Annotated in this window: 20 protein-coding genes and 1 CRISPR repeat array; of the genes, 10 read left to right on the top strand and 10 right to left on the bottom strand. The window is 67.9% G+C overall.

What is annotated here, in order from left to right; all coding sequences use genetic code 11:
• Positions 1-257 precede the first annotated feature (257 nt).
• Positions 258-527: an HPr family phosphocarrier protein gene (locus tag TR33_RS15735; protein WP_014909910.1), complete on the top strand. Its 270-nt coding sequence runs from the start codon at positions 258-260 to the stop codon at positions 525-527.
• Between the two features lie 45 nt (positions 528-572).
• Here TR33_RS15735 and TR33_RS15730 read toward each other — a convergent pair whose 3' ends face one another.
• From TR33_RS15730 to TR33_RS15720, 3 genes are all read right to left on the bottom strand, one after another.
• A complete protein-coding gene (locus TR33_RS15730; RefSeq protein ID WP_042283851.1) occupies positions 573-2,201 on the bottom strand; it encodes an AMP-binding protein in 1,629 nt (542 codons plus the stop codon).
• Positions 2,202-2,370: 169 nt separating this feature from the next.
• On the bottom strand, positions 2,371-2,994 hold the full coding sequence (locus TR33_RS15725; protein ID WP_017533218.1) for a dihydrofolate reductase family protein: 624 nt from the start codon (positions 2,992-2,994) through the stop codon (positions 2,371-2,373).
• 26 nt (positions 2,995-3,020) lie between these two features.
• The gene (locus tag TR33_RS15720) at positions 3,021-3,608 is read right to left on the bottom strand and encodes a dihydrofolate reductase family protein (RefSeq protein WP_042283849.1); all 588 of its coding nucleotides are present in this window, start codon (positions 3,606-3,608) and stop codon (positions 3,021-3,023) included.
• A gap of 222 nt (positions 3,609-3,830) precedes the next feature.
• Between TR33_RS15720 and TR33_RS15715 the strand changes: the two genes are divergently transcribed.
• Entirely contained in the window at positions 3,831-4,148 is a 318-nt protein-coding gene (locus TR33_RS15715) for a heavy metal-binding domain-containing protein (protein ID WP_014913610.1), read from the top strand.
• 119 nt (positions 4,149-4,267) lie between these two features.
• Here TR33_RS15715 and TR33_RS15710 read toward each other — a convergent pair whose 3' ends face one another.
• A complete protein-coding gene (locus TR33_RS15710) occupies positions 4,268-5,398 on the bottom strand; it encodes a PucR family transcriptional regulator (protein ID WP_199806147.1) in 1,131 nt (376 codons plus the stop codon).
• Positions 5,399-5,528: 130 nt separating this feature from the next.
• Between TR33_RS15710 and TR33_RS15705 the strand changes: the two genes are divergently transcribed.
• Both TR33_RS15705 and TR33_RS15700 read left to right on the top strand, forming a co-directional pair.
• Positions 5,529-6,872: an MFS transporter gene (locus tag TR33_RS15705; RefSeq protein ID WP_042283846.1), complete on the top strand. Its 1,344-nt coding sequence runs from the start codon at positions 5,529-5,531 to the stop codon at positions 6,870-6,872.
• A gap of 44 nt (positions 6,873-6,916) precedes the next feature.
• Positions 6,917-8,200 carry an ArgE/DapE family deacylase gene (locus tag TR33_RS15700; RefSeq protein ID WP_042283844.1) on the top strand — a complete coding sequence of 428 codons (1,284 nt, stop codon included), beginning with the start codon at positions 6,917-6,919 and terminating at the stop codon, positions 8,198-8,200.
• A 101-nt stretch (positions 8,201-8,301) separates the two neighbouring features.
• Here the strand turns inward: TR33_RS15700 and TR33_RS15695 are convergent, their stop codons facing one another.
• The 6 genes from TR33_RS15695 to TR33_RS26065 form a co-directional block, all read right to left on the bottom strand.
• Entirely contained in the window at positions 8,302-8,556 is a 255-nt protein-coding gene (locus tag TR33_RS15695) for a glutaredoxin domain-containing protein (protein WP_014909624.1), read from the bottom strand.
• Between the two features lie 774 nt (positions 8,557-9,330).
• Positions 9,331-9,498, bottom strand: coding sequence for a BldC family transcriptional regulator (locus tag TR33_RS15690; RefSeq protein WP_014908989.1), 168 nt, complete (start codon positions 9,496-9,498; stop codon positions 9,331-9,333).
• A 76-nt stretch (positions 9,499-9,574) separates the two neighbouring features.
• Positions 9,575-10,072, bottom strand: coding sequence for a helix-turn-helix domain-containing protein (locus tag TR33_RS15685; protein ID WP_042284005.1), 498 nt, complete (start codon positions 10,070-10,072; stop codon positions 9,575-9,577).
• Positions 10,073-10,212: 140 nt separating this feature from the next.
• Positions 10,213-11,046 carry an SAM-dependent methyltransferase gene (locus tag TR33_RS15680; RefSeq protein ID WP_234305858.1) on the bottom strand — a complete coding sequence of 278 codons (834 nt, stop codon included), beginning with the start codon at positions 11,044-11,046 and terminating at the stop codon, positions 10,213-10,215.
• Positions 11,036-11,287: a hypothetical protein gene (locus tag TR33_RS15675; protein ID WP_042283840.1), complete on the bottom strand. Its 252-nt coding sequence runs from the start codon at positions 11,285-11,287 to the stop codon at positions 11,036-11,038. Before TR33_RS15675 ends, TR33_RS15680 begins: the two co-directional genes overlap by 11 nt.
• 427 nt (positions 11,288-11,714) lie before the next feature.
• Positions 11,715-11,891: a hypothetical protein gene (locus TR33_RS26065; RefSeq protein ID WP_234305857.1), complete on the bottom strand. Its 177-nt coding sequence runs from the start codon at positions 11,889-11,891 to the stop codon at positions 11,715-11,717.
• A 282-nt stretch (positions 11,892-12,173) separates the two neighbouring features.
• On the opposite strand from TR33_RS26065, the gene TR33_RS15665 reads away from it, so the two are divergent.
• The 6 genes from TR33_RS15665 (at position 12,174) to TR33_RS26640 (ending at position 16,223) form a co-directional block, all read left to right on the top strand.
• The gene (locus TR33_RS15665) at positions 12,174-13,031 is read left to right on the top strand and encodes a helix-turn-helix domain-containing protein (protein ID WP_234305856.1); all 858 of its coding nucleotides are present in this window, start codon (positions 12,174-12,176) and stop codon (positions 13,029-13,031) included.
• A gap of 14 nt (positions 13,032-13,045) precedes the next feature.
• Positions 13,046-13,231, top strand: coding sequence for a DUF397 domain-containing protein (locus tag TR33_RS26060; protein ID WP_084570261.1), 186 nt, complete (start codon positions 13,046-13,048; stop codon positions 13,229-13,231).
• A 246-nt stretch (positions 13,232-13,477) separates the two neighbouring features.
• A complete protein-coding gene (locus TR33_RS15660) occupies positions 13,478-13,684 on the top strand; it encodes a DUF397 domain-containing protein (protein WP_042283835.1) in 207 nt (68 codons plus the stop codon).
• Positions 13,677-13,862 (top strand): DUF397 domain-containing protein, encoded by a 186-nt coding sequence (locus tag TR33_RS15655; protein WP_042283832.1) that lies wholly within the window; start codon positions 13,677-13,679, stop codon positions 13,860-13,862. Before TR33_RS15660 ends, TR33_RS15655 begins: the two co-directional genes overlap by 8 nt.
• A gap of 132 nt (positions 13,863-13,994) precedes the next feature.
• A CRISPR array of direct repeats spans positions 13,995-14,574; the repeat unit is 29 nt; unit sequence GGGGTCATCCCCGCGTGCGCGGGGAGCAG.
• Positions 14,575-15,041: 467 nt separating this feature from the next.
• Positions 15,042-15,803 (top strand): metal-dependent hydrolase, encoded by a 762-nt coding sequence (locus TR33_RS15650; RefSeq protein WP_234305855.1) that lies wholly within the window; start codon positions 15,042-15,044, stop codon positions 15,801-15,803.
• Between the two features lie 279 nt (positions 15,804-16,082).
• Entirely contained in the window at positions 16,083-16,223 is a 141-nt protein-coding gene (locus tag TR33_RS26640; RefSeq protein ID WP_159068793.1) for a hypothetical protein, read from the top strand.
• The last annotated feature ends 4 nt before the right edge of the window (positions 16,224-16,227 follow it).

Below are 16,227 nucleotides of genomic sequence, written 5' to 3'. Positions count from 1 at the left end.
CGCCCACTCCAGGGAAGGCCTCCCCCGTAGGGCTTCGACGAACCTCGAACACCCACCGTCCACGTATGGCCACGGGACGTCCCTCGGAGTAGCGTGGCCCGGGGCCGTCCCGCACGGGCCCCTCCCGGGCCGCCGTGTCCGGCCCGACGTCATGACCACCGACGGCGTCGTCCCCGCGACCGCGCCGACCCCTGTGGCGGATCGAACGGATCCGGCCGATCCTCGACCCGAAGCGACGAGACCCCTCAAGGAAGACCATGCCCGAACGCACCGTTGTCATCGGTTCCCTCCTCGGACTGCACGCCCGCCCGGCGGCCCTGTTCGTCCAGGCCGTCAACGAGACCGGTCTGCCCGTGATGATCTCCCACGAGGGCCACGAGGCGGTGGACGCGCGCAGCGTGCTCGCCGTGATGTCCCTGGGCGTCTCGCACGGCCAGACCGTGACGCTGACCTGCGATGACGAGAACGCGGACGGCGCGCTGGACGGGCTCGTGGAGATGCTCGGCAAGGAACTCGACCCCCGCTGACCGGGGCGGTCGGCCCCCGCCGAGGCGCGGGGGCCGACCCTGTCCTCAGTCCAGGAGGCGGAGGGACTCCTCCCGCATCTGCACCTTGCGGACCTTGCCCGTGACCGTCATCGGGAACTCGTCCACCACGTGCACGTAACGCGGGATCTTGAAGTGGGCGATACGGCCCTGACAGAAGGCCCGGAGCGTCTCGGGCGTGAGCGGCTCGGCGCCCTCGCGCATCCGCACCCAGGCCATCAGCTCCTCGCCGTACTTCTGGTCCGGAACCCCGATGACCTGCGCGTCGAGCAGGTCGGGGTGGGTGTAGAGCACCTCTTCGATCTCGCGCGGGTAGATGTTCTCCCCGCCCCGGATCACCATGTCCTTGATCCGGCCGGTGATGCCCACGTAGCCGTCCTCGTCCATGACGGCGAGGTCCCCGGTATGCATCCACCGGCCCCGGTCGATCACCTCGGCGGTCTTGTCCGGCTCGTTCCAGTAGCCGAGCATCACCGAGTAGCCGCGGGTGCACAGCTCCCCTGGGGTGCCTCTGGGCACGGTGACCCCCGTGGCGGGGTCGATGACCTTGACCTCCAGGTGGGGGCCGACCCGGCCCACGGTGGACACGCGACGCTCCAGGGAGTCGTCCCGCCGGGTCTGGGTGCTCACCGGGGAGGTCTCGGTCATGCCGTAACAGATGGACACCTCGGCCATGCCCATCCGGTCGATGACCTGGCGCATCACCTCCACCGGGCAGGGCGAGCCCGCCATGATCCCGGTCCGCAGGGTGGAGAGGTCGTAGTCGTCGAAGTCGGGCAGGGCCAGTTCGGCGATGAACATGGCCGGCACCCCGTACAGCGAGGTGCACTTCTCCGCCTGGACGGCGTCGAGCGCGGTGGCGGGTTCGAATCCGGGGCCGGGGATGACCATGCAGGCGCCGTGGCTGGTGGCGGCGAGGTTGCCCATCACCATGCCGAAGCAGTGGTAGAAGGGCACCGGCAGCGCGATCCGGTCGATCTCGGTGTAGCCCAGCAGCTCGCCCACCGAGAAGCCGTTGTTGAGGATGTTGTGGTGGGACAGGGTCGCGCCCTTGGGGAAGCCGGTCGTCCCCGACGTGTACTGGATGTTGATCGGGTCGTCCGGGGACAGGGTCGCCTCCACATCGGCCACCGGTCCGCGGCCGTTCCGCTCCCCCGCCGCGAGCAGCGCGTCCCATTCGGGGCTTTCGAGGAGGACCACGTCGCGCAGGTCGGGGCAGTCGCCGCGCACCTCCTCGATCATGCCCGCGTAGTCGGAGGTCTTGAAGGCGGGCGCCGAGATCAGGACCGAGACGCCCGCCTGGCCCAGGACGTAGCGGAGTTCGTGGGTGCGGTAGGCCGGGTTGATGTTGACCAGCACCGCGCCGATCCTCGCGGTCGCGTACTGGACGAGCACCCACTCGGCGCGGTTCGGCGACCAGATGCCCACCCGGTCGCCCTTGACCACCCCGAGGTCGAGGAGGCCCGAGGCCACCCGGTCCACCTCCGCGTCGAACTCCCGGTAGGTGTACCGGAGCCCCAGGCCGCGGTCGATGAGCGCGTCACGATCGGGATGGGCGGCGGCGGTGCGCGCCAGATTCCCGCCGATCGTGTCGCCGAGCAGAGGGGTGGTCGAGGTACCGGAGGCGTAACTGGGACGGGGGTCGGTGTTGCTCAAGTCCGGGCTCCTTGCTGTACGGAGGCAGCGGTTCCGTGGCCGGTCGGGCGGTTTTCACCACCTTTCCCACCATGTAACCCGGATCACAGTTACCACGTCCCACGGCCCTGAGGGAAGCGTTCCACCCCTTCCCGACCGGCTCCGGTACCCCTTACGAGCGACTCCCCTCTCAGGAACCCCCGCTGCCCTCGTAGCTCCCGTACTCGGCCGCCCCGACCACCTCGTACTCCTGGACCGCGATCCCGCCCGGCGTGGTCCGGTTGCCGCGCAGGCGCAACCCGGACGGAACGCCGTGTTCCGGGAACAGCCGACGGCCGTCGCCCACGACCACCGGCGCGACCATCAACCGCAGTTCGTCCACCAGCCCCGCCGCCAACAGCGACGCCCCCAGACGAGCGCTGCCGTGGATCTGCAACTCCCGGCCGGGGAGCCGCTTGAGCTCGGCCACCTGGGCGAACACGTCGCCGGACAGGATCGTGGTCGGCTCCCACGTCGCCTCGGTGAGACTGTGCGAGGCCACGTACTTGGGCAGACCGTTGAGCTTCGTCGCGGCCGGGTCCTCCGCAGGGTCCATCGTCGGCCAGTCGCGGGCGAAGTTCTCGTAGGTGCGGCGACCGAACAGGAACGCGTCCGCCCCCTCCAACCAGCCCATGACGACGTTCAGGAACTCCTCGTCCATGTGCGGGACCAGCCAGCCTCCCCGCGCGAAACCGTCGCTGGTGTCCTCATCCGGAGAACCGGGCCCCTGGGCCACTCCGTCCAATGACAGGAACTCCTGAAGAATCAGCCTCACGATGTCCTCCTTCGCGGTCGAAAGGGTCAGTGGTGCAGGGTGGGGCGGTAGACGAGCTCCTGGATCCGCCCGTCGAAGGTGTGGTGTTCGAGCAGTTCGAGGTCGAAGTCCTCGGCCCCCTTGAAGATCGGGGCGGTCCCGGACCGGCCGGTCAACACCGGGAAGATCGTCACCTGGACCCGGTCGACCAGGCCCGCGGCCATCAGGGCGCGGTTCATCGACAGACTGCCGTGCGAGCGCAACGGAACGTCGGACTCCTCCTTGAGCCGGGCGATCACGTCGACGGCGTCACCGCGCGCGACGTGGGCGTCCCCCGGCCAGTCGAGGGGTTCCTCGACGGTGTCGGAGACGACGGTCGTCGGCAGGTGCCGCATCCGCGCGACCCACGGGTCGTACACGCCGGTCTCCGCGGGGTCCATCTTCATGAGTTCGACGAACTCCCGGTAGGTGCCCGCCCCGAAGATCATCCGCTGGTCCGGCGTGTACTGGTCCAGCCGGTGTCGGAGGAACTCGGGGCCCTGCTTGCCCCAGTAGCCTCCCCAGTCACCGCCCTCGCCGTAGGAGCCGAAGCCGTCGAGGCTGGAGAAGACGTCGAAGGTGTAGGTGGTGGTCATGGTGCCTGCCCCTTGAGATGAGGTCGGATGGTCTCGACGATGTAGACCCGGCACCATCGTCGAACTCATCGCCGCCCGAGCCCCGTCGACAGGCCGATGAGAACGGTCATCCGACCACTCCTTTGAGGAGTCACGCCCTTCGCTTCACGAGCCCCGGATCACCGGTGTACGGGGGGACCTGGCATGCTGAATCCCCCCTCCCCGCGAAGAAGAAGGCCTCCCATGTCCGAAGAGCACGCGCCGGAAACGGTCGAGGACGAGACCGACAAGTACCTGTCCACTCTCAAGACGCCCGTGGTCACCACCGAGCACTACTGCGACCTCGAAGTCGATGACATGTGGCCGGTCATGGCCACCATCGTCGACGACGCGGAAGAGACCATCATCAAGCTCAGCCAGGACGCGCGCGAGCAGGGCGCGGACGCGGTCGTGGGCATGCGGATCGTCGGCGGCGTCGGAGTCTCCGGTTCCTCTTACGTCTATGGCACCGCGGTGACCTTCGTCGACGACGCGGAGGACTCCGACGACGAGCTCGACTGAGCGGCCCGCGTCGGAGCGACACCGCCCGCACGAGGCTCCGCCCGCCCCGGTGAGGCTCGGATCCGGCACCCCGTGGCCGGATTCCTCGTCGGGGTGGTGCCCCTCCTCTCGAAGGCCCCCTAACGGAAGGCGCTCAGCGCCAGGTGGGCCGCGGCGGCGTCCACCGGCTTGGCGACGTCGAGCCCGGTGGCCTCCGCGAACCTGCGGAGACGGTTGATCACCGTGTTGCGGTGGCAGAACATCACCCGCGCCACCTCGGTGATGGAACCGATCTCGTAATAGGTCTCGACCGTCTCGATCTGTAGGTCGATCTCGCGTTGGGAGTACCTTCCGAGCGAAGCCCGGACGTCCCGGGCGAAGGCCTCGGCGACCACCCCCAGGCGTGCGCCCGCCAGCCGGGTCCAGTGGTCCTCGAACCGCGCCGCCGCGCCGTCCCGCGCCCACTTCGCCAACTCGCAGGCCAGACGCCACATCTCGGCGATCTCCCCGATGCCGTGGGCGCTCGGAGAGATCCCGACCGGCCTGGCCGCCAGCGCCTCCCGGGCGGCGTCCGTGACCTCGGCGGCGGGAACGATCGCGAACTCGACCCCGTCCAGGCGGAGGAGGAACGCGCCGGGCAGGGCCTCGCCGACCCACCCCCTGAAGTCGCGCGCGTGGTTCTCGTTGGCCACCAGGACGATGTGAACACCGTCGGGATCCAGCCCGAGGGCCTCGGCCGCCTGAGCGTGCAGACGCGCGTCCGTACCGAACCCGCTCAGCAGATGGCGGAGGAGGAACGCGTGCTCCAACTCCAACTCCGCGCGCATCCGCGCGATCTCGTCCGTGTACCCGGTCTGCACGTGCGTCGTGTGCAGCTCCACCGCCTCCCAGATCGAGATGACCTCCTCCGAGAAGCCGGGGAAGTCCTCTTCGGGAACGTGCGCGCGCATCGCCTCCCAGAGGAAACGGAAGTCCATCCGCACGGCCCGCAGCAGTGACTCCAGGGGGATCCCTCGGCGGGCGCGCGACCGCCCGACCTCGACGGAGTGGGCGCGCAGCTCCTCGTGGCGTTCCCGGCCCCTCAGGAGTTCCAGGAGGAGTTCGAGCGTGGCCCGGGCGGTGCCGTACAGCTCGGCGTCGTCGATGACGGTCTCGGCGTACCCGGTCAACTCGCGCACCCTGCGGACGTAGGCCCAGGCGATGGCCTCCAGCTCCTCCAGGCACGCCTCCGCCGCGCGGGGGATGATCTCCGACTGCCCTGTTTTGTGCATGTGCACATTTTAGACGGCGTTCTCGTGGCGTTCTTCGCTTGTGAAGGTTGTGTTTTTCCAAGACGATGATCGACATCACACCTGGTCGTCGATGGTCCGCCCGACCGGTGCACATCTCCCGGAGGATCACATGTCACAGCCCCAGCCGACCACTCCGAGCGCGCGAGGCCCCAACGTCGACGCGACCGACGCGAAGCGCATCGCCTTCGCCGCCTTCGTCGGCACCGCCCTGGAGTGGTACGACTACTTCCTGTTCGGCATGGCCGCCGCACTGGTCTTCAACCGTCTGTTCTTCACCGACCTCGACCCGAGCGCGGGTCTCATGGCGGCGCTGGCGACCTTCGGCGTCGGTTTCGCCGCCAGGCCGATCGGAGCGCTGATCTTCGGCTACATCGGCGACCGCTACGGCCGGCGACCCGCGCTGCTGGCGACCATCGTCATGATCGGCTGCGCGACCGGACTCATCGGCGTGCTCCCCGACTACCTCGCGATCGGTATCGCCGCGCCCATCCTGCTCGCGGTCCTGCGACTCCTCCAGGGGCTGGCCGTGGGCGGCGAATGGGGCGGCGCCATCACCATCGCCATCGAACACGCCCCCGAACGGCAGCGCGCCCGGTATGCCGCCCTGGTCCAGATCGGCTCCCCGGTCGGCACTCTCATCTCCTCCGCTGCCTTCGCCGCCGTGCTGGTGCTGCCCGCGGCCGAGTTCGACGCCTGGGGCTGGCGACTCCCGTTCCTCGCCGCGTTCCCGCTGCTCGGGATCGCCCTCTACATCCGCTTCAAGGTGGAGGAGTCCCCCGTCTTCCAGGAGCTCCTGGAGATGGAGGACCGCGCCAAGGTGCCCGCCCTGGCCCTGTTCCGCGAAGCCGGAGGACGCCTGCTCGTGGCGGTCGCCGCGGCTCTGCTGGGGGTCGGCGGCTTCTACATGATGACGACCTTCGTGGTCTCCTACGCCTCCACCGTCCTGGAGGTCGACCGCCAGGCGGTCGTGAACGCGACACTCGTCGCCGCCGTCTTCCAGATCGTCACGACCCTGATCGCCGGGCGCGTGGCCGAACGCTTCGGCCCCGGCCGGATGACGGTGATCGGCGCCGTGACCACGGGCGTGGCCGCCTTCCCCCTCTTCCGGCTCATCGACACGGCCGAGCCCTGGGCGATCACCATCGCGGTGACCATCGGCATCTGCCTCATCACCCTGGCCTACGCCGTCACCGGCACGCTGCTGGCAGATCTCTTCCCGGCCCGGCTGCGCTACAGCGGCGTCTCCCTCGGCTACAACCTCGCCGGCACCCTCAGCGGTTTCCTTCCGCTCATCGCCACCGCGCTTCTGGTCGTGGACGACGGGGCGTCCTGGCCCGCGGTGCTGGTCCTCATCGGCATCTGCGTCATCACCGCGCTCGGCGGTGTGGCCGGCGAGCGGATCAGGGTCGCGGACGTCCGGGCCGCCGAGAACGCGCCGACGACCAAGGCGTGAAGCGCCCGCCCACACCCACCACGACCTCAGTACAGGAGATCCACTTGAACCTCGAACCCGAAGTCATCGCGCGTATCGAAGCGGCGGTCGACGAGGCCTTCGATGCCCAACTGGCCTTCACCCAGGAACTCGTACGTCATCCCTCCCTGCGCACTCGGGAGTCCTCGGCACAGGACCTGATGTACGAGGCCATGGAGCGGAGAGGCCTGGCCATGGACCGTTGGGAGCTCGACCCCGAGGAGATCTCCGCCCATCCCGGGGCCGGGAAGATCAAGGTCTCCTACGAGGGCGTCGAGAACGTGGTGGGCACGTACACGCCCGCCCAGGGCGGGGGTCGTTCGCTGATCCTCAACGGCCACATCGACGTGGTCCCCGAAGGCCCCGTCGAGGAATGGACCCGGTCCCCCTGGGACGCCCCCGTCATCGACGGTTGGCTGTACGGGCGGGGCAGCGGCGACATGAAGGCGGGGCTGGCCGCCAACCTGTTCGCCTACGACGCCGTGCTCAAGGCCGGGTTCATGCCCACCGGACGCATCCACTTCCAGTCCGTGGCGGAGGAGGAGTGCACCGGCAACGGATCGCTGGCGACGATCCAGCGCGGTTACCGCGCCGACGCCGTCCTGATCCCCGAGCCGGAGGAGGACATGCTGGTCCGCGCCAACGTCGGCGTCATCTGGTTCACCGTGCGCGTCGCCGGGCACCCCACGCACCCGAGGGAGATGACGTCGGGGTTCAACGCGATCGACGCGGCACACCACGTGATGGGGAGACTGCGCGAGCTCGAACGGCGCTGGAACGACGAGAAGGACCGGCACCCCTACTTCGAGGACCTCGACCACCCCATCAACTTCAACCTCGGTGGGATCACCGGTGGCGATTGGCCGTCCAGCGTTCCCGCCTGGTGCGAGCTCCAGGTCCGGGCGGCGCTCTATCCCGGGGTGAGCGCCGACGACGCCTGGGAGCAGATCGAGGAGGTTCTGCGGAACACCACCACGGACGATGCGGGGAACCCCATCCAGGCCGTGGGCGAACGGACCGGCTTCTACTCCGAGGGTTATGTCCTACCGGAGGGGACGGAGGCGGAGGACGTTCTGCGCGGAGCGCACCGGGCCGTCTTCGAGGAGGAGCTGAGGACCTTCACCACCCCCGGCTACCTGGACGGGCGTGTCTACACCCTGTACCAGGGGGTTCCCGCGCTGGTCTACGGGCCGATCTCCGAGGCCATCCACGGATATGACGAGCGCGTCGACGTCGAGTCCGTACGGCGGATCACCAAGTCCATCGCCCTGTTCATCGCCGCGTGGTGCGGGTTGGAACAGGCCTCCTGACACGGCTTCGGGGTAGGCCGGACCCACGGCCCCTCGTCGAGGACCTGGTCGAATGAAACGGCGCCGCACCCTTGCTTGCAGGGTGCGGCGCCGTCCTCATGTCAGAGCAGCGACAGCTCGCGGAGCTTCGCCTCGACCTCCGCGTTGGCCGGTTCGACCTGGTGGGAGCCGTCCGGGTAGACGACCACCGGGATGTTGGTCCGCCCCGAGATCTCCCGGGCCTGTTCCGTGGCCGCCGTGTCGTGCTCGACGTCGATGTACTCGAAGGGCACCTGAAGCTCGGTCAGCTGCTTCTTCGTACGTCGGCAGTCCCGGCACCAGTCGGCTCCGTAGACGCGGATCGCCGCCTCGTTCATCCGTCCTCCCTCGGGATGGTCTCCCCGCCAGTCTGCCCGACCGCCCCAAATGCGCCTCCAAGGGGCATACGGGGAGTGGAGTAGTCGCCCCTCATAGGGGCGATGAGGACTGCTTCAGGTGCCCTCCGCAGATCTAGATCAGATGTTGCTGCCCCTCGTAGGGGCGATGAGGGCTTGGCCAAACGCAACCAGCTCAAGGAACACCATTTGTTGCTACCCCTTGCAGGGGCGATGAAGGCATCCGGTAGTACATCCGCCCCCGGCGCCGCGCTGAAATCAGAGCTCTTCGGCTTCTCATCGAGACCCCCGGAATCGACGCGGGACCAGGACTCTTCAACCCGACCATCCCCGCCCTCTTCCCGACCTGTCAACGACACAGGTCGTAGAGCAGACCTTCTCCCTGGAGTTTAGAGCCCCACACCGACAAGAACCTCCCGGCACCTTGGCAGCCCCCACCCAAAAGTCCGCTTCACAAAAACGAGCGAAAAGCACCCCCACCACCTCTCCGTGTGACCCATGGGACGCGAGGTCGAAGCGCTCGGGGCATCCTGATCGGGCACTCGATGGCCAGGGCCGCACCCCGAAGGATGCGGCCCCGCGGAGGGTCCCGATCGGAGCCGGCGGGTCTCCAGTCCCGCGGCTCCGACATCCAGCCGGCCCTCACGTTCTTGTGTTGCTCCCGATCACGGTCTCGGTCATCACGGACCGTCCACCGCTGATCTATTCGGGAGCGGTCATGTCATCCCGTTTTCATTGAAATGTCTGTTCATGTGGTCATCGTCCGGGTTCGGTGAGCAGGCGTTGGACGTCGGCCTTGAAGTAGCGGCGATGTCCGCCCAGCGTGCGGACCCAGCGCAGTCTTCCTTCCTGGGCCCATAGGCGCACGGTCTTGGGATCCACCCGGAAGGCCTGGGCGACCTCTTGGGGGGTGAGCAGGTCCATGGGGTCGACATCCGGCTGCGTCATGTTCTTCTCTCAAAGGGGGTCGTTATCGGGGGTCGTGGAAAAACGTGGTCGTTCAGCGCGTCCGTGTCCGGGCGGCGTGCAGCGCGGCCAGCACCTGGACCAGGCGTCCTTCGGCGTCGTCCAACAGGGCGTTCCTGCGGGCCGGACTGTTGCCCGCCCACTGCGCACGGGTGAGATAGCGGGCGGCGTCCTCGGCCGCGCTCGCCCCGGCCAACAAGGTCGGACCGCAGGCCGGGCGGGCGGCCTGGTCCCACGCGGGACGCGTTCCCTCGACCTGGCGGCGCCGGGTCTGGAGTGGGAGTTGGGCCTGATCCCACAACAGGTAGGCCTGCTCCCGTCCTTCCTGGTCGGCTTCGTAGGCGTCGAGTAGGCGGATCATCAGCTCGTGGGAGGGGCGGATGCGTCCGGTCTCGATCCGAGAAACCGTCGACTGATCCACCCCCGACAACCGATAGCCGCTCAGCCCGGCCGCCTTGCGCAACCACTTCAGGTGGACGCCGAGCGCCTTCTTGGACTCGGCGCACAGGGAGTCCGCGTCATGTTCGTTCACTCGAAGACTCCAGATCGGAGAAGGGAGGCGGGTGATCGAGCCCGGCGTGCGGGCCCCGGAAGGGCGCTCGTGGGAACGCCCCTCCGAGGCACCGGCCGAGTGTTCCGCGGTCTGCGGCACAGGGCTTTTCCACAGCCGCATCAGCAGGGCCGAGTGGTTCCGGTGAGGGTGGTCAGGGCGGCGATCGGCGGCTCTCCCCGGCCCGGGTCGTTCGGTGGCGAGACGTGCCACCGCCAACCTGCGGTCTCGAAGAGCTTTCGCAACCCGTCCGGCTCGCGTGCCACCAGCCGGGTATCCGCGCCCTGCTCTTGCGCTTGGCCTGTGTAGACGTCGGCGGCGCCGTTCATCCCGGACAGGTGGGTGATCCCCCATCCGCTTCCCGGAGCCAACCGGGAGGCCAACGCCTCCACCAACCCCGCGACCTCGGAATCCTCCAAGTGGTCGAGTGTCAGAGTGGAGAGCACCCCCACCGGCACCGACAGATCCAGATGCTCGCTCAACGCGGCGGTGAGACCCGCCGGATAGCGCAGGTCCAGGTCGAGGACGTGCACGTTGCCTCCCCGGACCCGGGCCGGATGCTCCCACCAGGCGCGGGCGGCGGCCAGTGCGGCGAGGTCGTGGTCGACATAGACCGTGCGGGACCGGCTTCCCCACAGCACCCGGCCGCGTTCGTGCGGGGCCCGGCGCATCGTCGGCAACCCGCAGCCCAGATCCACGACTTGGGGGAAGGAGTGGCAGACCGCGTCGACCACGCCTTCGCGGGCTTTGCGGTGCACCAACATCTGCCCCGCCAGACCTGGCGAGGCTTCGGCCATGCGCATGGCGGTGTGGCGGTCCTGGCTCCAGGAGTCCTTGCCGTAGTCCAGGTAGTCGAAGGTGCGTGCCGCGTTGGTCAACGCCCATTCCTCACGGTCGAGAAGGGTTCCGCTGCGGGCCGCGCCCCAAGCCGGAGGCTTCTGCGTTTCAGCGCGCATCCCGCCTCCTCTTGGTGCGCTCGACTGGAGGGCCGGGCGGCATCCCGTAGTGGGCGCGCAGCCGTGATTCCAACTGTTCGGGGGTGGGTTCGATCTGGCTGCGCCAGGGGGCGCGAGGGTGATGGTGGGTGGCCAGCCAGAACCGTCCGGTCCAGGCGATCTTGTGTGTGCGGCCCCAGCGGGCGGTGAGTTCGGCCAGAACCTGGGCGGGAGGGGCCCAGGTGTCTCCGTACTCGTCCATATGGACGCCCTCGTGCGTGCGGGCACGGACGCAACGGCGAGTGCGGCCCGCCGAGGTCAGATGGGCTTCTAAGCAAGACCGGTTCACGAGACGACCCCCTCGGTTTCGGTGAGCCGGTCGAGTAGGGCGATCGCCGCCGCAAGGTCACCGGAGGAGAGCGCCACCGACAACGCGGCCCGAGCCTGACACATCCGCGCCCGAAGCAAAGCGGGGTGGTGCTCACCCAGATACGCGGCGGGAGTGACGGCCGAGACGGAGGAGGAGGGGAAAGCGCTGGCGGCCCCGGAACGAGAACGCGAACAGAGAGGCACGGAAGGGCCGGCCGAGCGGGACGTGCTGGCACCCCTGCCGGTCGTGGCGGGAGCGGGGAGTCGGAGGGCATCGCTCAGGGCGGACAGGAACGCCTCGGTCTGGATATCCATCATCGTCACGCCACCTCCGGCAGGTTCCGCAGTCCGGTCAACACCCGCTCCAACAGCGGGACCTCCGATGCGTTGAGGGCTTCGAGAGGCCGACGCGGCCGAGGCACGAACACCGGGGTCAGAGAGGGAGCACGTGAGGGGGCGGGGGTCGAGGAGAGCAGGTCGAGGACGTAGCTCCTCACCCGCCTCGCCGCACGGCGATGTCGTCGGGCAGGGGGCTTCAGGGAACGGGGCGCCATAGCGCACACCTCTTCTCAGGGAGCCGGATGGGAGGTCCGGCAGTGCTTCCAGGTGAGTCCATGGTTGCGTCCTGCATCTAGATTTGCAATACCCATCTGGATAATGGTGAAAGAATTCCTCTTGCGAACACCGTCTAGTGATGGGTAGTGCGCGAAATGTCTGATTCCCCAGGGCCGCACGTAGGATCGGCAGCACGAGTGACCGTTACAAGGAGGAGCAGAGACGTGGCCAGCCCGACACTGCGCCGACGCCGCCTCTCCAGGCTGTTGAGGGAGCTGCGCGAAGCCTCTGGGTCGACTGCCAGCAAGGTCGCTAAGGAAGCCAAACGACGTTCGGGGAAACACCGAGGCTGGTCGGCTTCGAAGCTGACCAGGCTGGAGGGCGCCGAGTGGAAGCGAGTTCAAGCCGATGACGTCTTGATGCTTCTTGACATCTACGAGGTCACCGACCCCGCTGAGCGAAGCTCCTACGTCACTCTGGCGAAGGAGGCCAACCAGCAAGGCTGGTGGGCCACGTTTGGAGATGCCCTCGGCAGTGGCCAATTCGTCGGGCTGGAATCCGAAGCCTCCAGCATCCGAAGCTACGAGTCCATGTCCATCCCTGGCCTGCTACAGACTCCCGAGTACGCCCGGGCAGTGATCGCTGGCAACGGCATGGTGAGCGATGAAACCGAACTCGCTCAACGAGTGGACGCTCGCATGTTCCGCAAGAACGTGTTCACCAAGATGAATCCGGTGACGTTCTGGGCTGTCCTCGATGAAGCAGCACTCCTGCGCATCACGCCAGAGCTCAAGGGGCAGCTGGAGTACCTCTTGGAGATGGGCAATCGCCCGAACGTCGGCATCCAAGTACTCCCGATGAGCAGGGGGCCGCACGCAGCGATGACCGGGCAGTTCGTGATCATGGAGTTCCCTCCTCCCGACCTCCCTGTCGTCTACCTTGAAGTCATGTCTGAGGAGCTCTATCTGGAGAAACCGCAAGAAGTCACCCGCTACCAGCACTTTTATGACTACGTGCAAGCGGAAGCTCTATCGGTTTCTGACTCCCGGGCGCTCATCCGGGACCGACTTGCATCCCTATGAAGTGAAGGCGCACCATGCCTGAGGCATCCCACCTGAAGTTCCGCAAGTCCTCCTACAGCGGATCTACCACTCAAAACTGCGTCGAGGTCGCCGATATGACCTACGGTACGGCTGTCCGGGACAGCCAGAATCCAGAGGCTGGCTACCTAGCTTTCCCCTCTGATGAGTGGGCTGCGCTTCTGAACTCCGTATCGAAGTAGCCCTGGACACGACGAAGGCCCCCAGGTTGCGCCTGGGGGCCTTGTCGTGCTTTACCTGAAAGCATCCCAGAACCACTGTACCCCTCCATCTTCCTGGCTGGGAAGGACCAAGGGCTTCTCAGGTCTCCATCCCCTGTCTGCTGAGCTAGGGCATTTGGAAAACCCGGTCACCACTGTTCTCTACCGTTCCTGAACTCGCGGGTTACCCTGAGGCTCCCCCAGCACCCGACTCAGGAGCGATGGACGATGCCCCTCCCCCAGGCCGAAGCCCTCACCTTCCGCAAATCTTCCTACAGTCAGCCGACTGGCAACTGCGTCGAGGTCGCCGACATCCCTGGCGCCTCCGCCATCCGCGACTCACAGAACCCCGCCTCAGGACACCTCACCTTCAGCAGCAGCGAATGGACCGCCCTCCTCACCACCGCTCGCCGCGCGGAGGCCCACCATGCCTGAGACCACCCACCCCCTGAACTTCCGCAAGTCCAGCTACTCCGGAAGTCAGGGAAACTGCGTCGAGGTCGCCGACATCCCCGGCACCTCCGCCATCCGCGACACCAAACGAAGGACGGACGGCCACCTGCCCTTCCCCACCGACGAATGGGCAGCCTTCCTCACCACCCTCACCCGATAACCCCAAAACCAACCAGGCCCCGGAAGCACCAAGCCAACTCCCGGGGCCTCCCCACGCCCAGAACGACCACTCCACCCATCCCCACATCCGCGGGGAGCAGTAGCCCATTCCGAGGACGGGCAAGGTGAAGTCGGGGTCATCCCCGCGTGCGCGGGGAGCAGCGAGCTTGCGGCGCGATGCCCCATTCGGTCGGGGGGTCATCCCCGCGTGCGCGGGGAGCAGCGCCAGGGCAGGCTCGGCGTGTCCGTGTACCCAGGGGTCATCCCCGCGTGCGCGGGGAGCAGTCGGCGTCGGCCAGGCCCCGCTGCACCTGGCGGGGGTCATCCCCGCGTGCGCGGGGAGCAGCTCGATGAGTGAGCCTTTGTATCTCTTCGGCCGGGGTCATCCCCGCGTGCGCGGGGAGCAGCCGATGGAACACGGAACGAAGAAACCCCGCCGGGGGTCATCCCCGCGTGCGCGGGGAGCAGAACCTGGACACGGGATGGTCCGCCAGGATGTGGGGGTCATCCCCGCGTGCGCGGGGAGCAGGAAGTAGCGCCGGTTGGGACGGGCGTGGATGGTGGGGTCATCCCCGCGTGCGCGGGGAGCAGCCGTTGCTCCGAGCGGCCGCTCGGGCCCGGGTGGGGTCATCCCCGCGTGCGCGGGGAGCAGCTTGAATCCCTTGGCGACCGCATCGAAGAGCGGGGGTCATCCCCGCGTGCGCGGGGAGCAGTCTTCCTGACCTGCGACGCTATCCCAGCCGACCCGCCATTTCTGCACGTTGTCGAGAAACAGACAAAACCGACACTCCTCGACCACCCACCCGAACACCAATCCCCACCAGCCTAGACACCCCACAAAAAGCAGGGGCGAGGTTCCGGGGCCGACCTCAACGAGATGGGATCGGCCCACATACGCGAAGAGCAGACCCCTCTGCCCACCTCGATCGGCTGATGTACGAGGTCATCCCCGCGTGCTCGGAGGACCACTCGGCCATGAGCTCCACGGCACCCTGACCTCAGACCACCCCCACGTGTGAGAGCTCAGATCCCCGTTCGACCTCAGAGGCGCTATAAGGACCTTTTCCCTCTACAAGAAGACAAAAGTGTCCATATTCTGTTGCCGCCCCACATCTACCCTCGGACTCTCCCGAACAGGTGCGGAACACCCCTTACGGCACGAAAGCGACCCCCTCTCATGATGGGCACCTCCCACGCCGCGACCGGCCTACTGACCGGAGCCGCCCTGGGCGCAGTCCTCGGCAACCACCCCGCCGACCTCGTCCTCTGCGCGGCCGTCGGAGCCGGCGCCGCTCTCCTACCGGACCTGGACGAACCCAACTCCAGCGTCGGCCGCTCCCTGGCCCCGATCACCGAAGGCATCTCGCACCTCACCCGAGGCCTGTCCCGTCTGGTCTACCGATGGACCGCGACCTCGCGGGACTCGGCCGGCCACGATGAGGGCGGCCACCGCCACCTCACCCACACTCTGCCCGCCGCGGCCGGCTTCGGCGCTCTGGCATGGCTGCTGGCCTCGTCCGGACTCTGGGGAGCACCCGTCCTGGTGTGGCTGATGACCGCGCTCGGGATCGGAGTGATCTGGCGAGAGGTGACCGGCCAGAGCCGAGCCCGCGCCACCCCGGCCATCCTGTCCCTGGCCCTGCTGGCGGCCACCCTGACCTACCTGGTCGCGACGACCCCCCACCTGGTGGGCGCCGACCCGCGGCTGTTCGGGATCACCGTCGGCGTGGGCGCTCTGGTGCACATCCTCGGCGACTGGTTGACCCCGGCCGGGGTCCCCCTGGCCTGGCCTCTGAAGTACCGGGGGAAACGATGGTGGATGTTCCACTCCCCGCTGCCGTTCGCCACCGGCCGGCAGTCGGCCCCCGAATGGGTGATCAGGGTGTTGTGCCTGTTGGGAACCCCGGCCATCTGGCTCTGGGCCTACACCCCCGCGGGATGACGACGCCCTTCGGAAGGGGCCGACGCTGAGGATGTGGTCGGTGATCAACGACTGACCCCGGCGCCGGCCCGCGTGCGTCCGCTGGATGACGTCGCGTGCGCCCCTCGGCCCATCCCCGCGTGCGCGGGGAGCAAGTACGGGTCGCCATTTCGACGTAGCTCGCCAAGGGTCCATCCCCGCGTGCGCGGGGGCGACCGGCCGGTGTCACTCCGGAAACGAGCGACCTGATCATCGGCCATTTCATTGAAGTCCGCCTTGAAGCGGGGGATGGTAGCGAACGTGGCCACCGGAGCCGAACGCGCCGTCGACGGCGGTTGGACCGCCGGGCCCGCCATGACCGAGCCGGGGCAGAACTCCGATCGAGCGGTCCGACCGCACCCCGAGGGGCCCACGCCACGTGCGGACTTCCTCGGACCATGACGAC

It is taken from the genome of Nocardiopsis alba, assembly GCF_000710955.1.
GTDB classification, from domain to species: Bacteria; Actinomycetota; Actinomycetes; order Streptosporangiales; family Streptosporangiaceae; genus Nocardiopsis; species Nocardiopsis alba.
The sequence above is the reverse complement of the archived record's forward strand: the minus strand, read 5'-3'. Positions and strand labels throughout refer to the sequence as shown.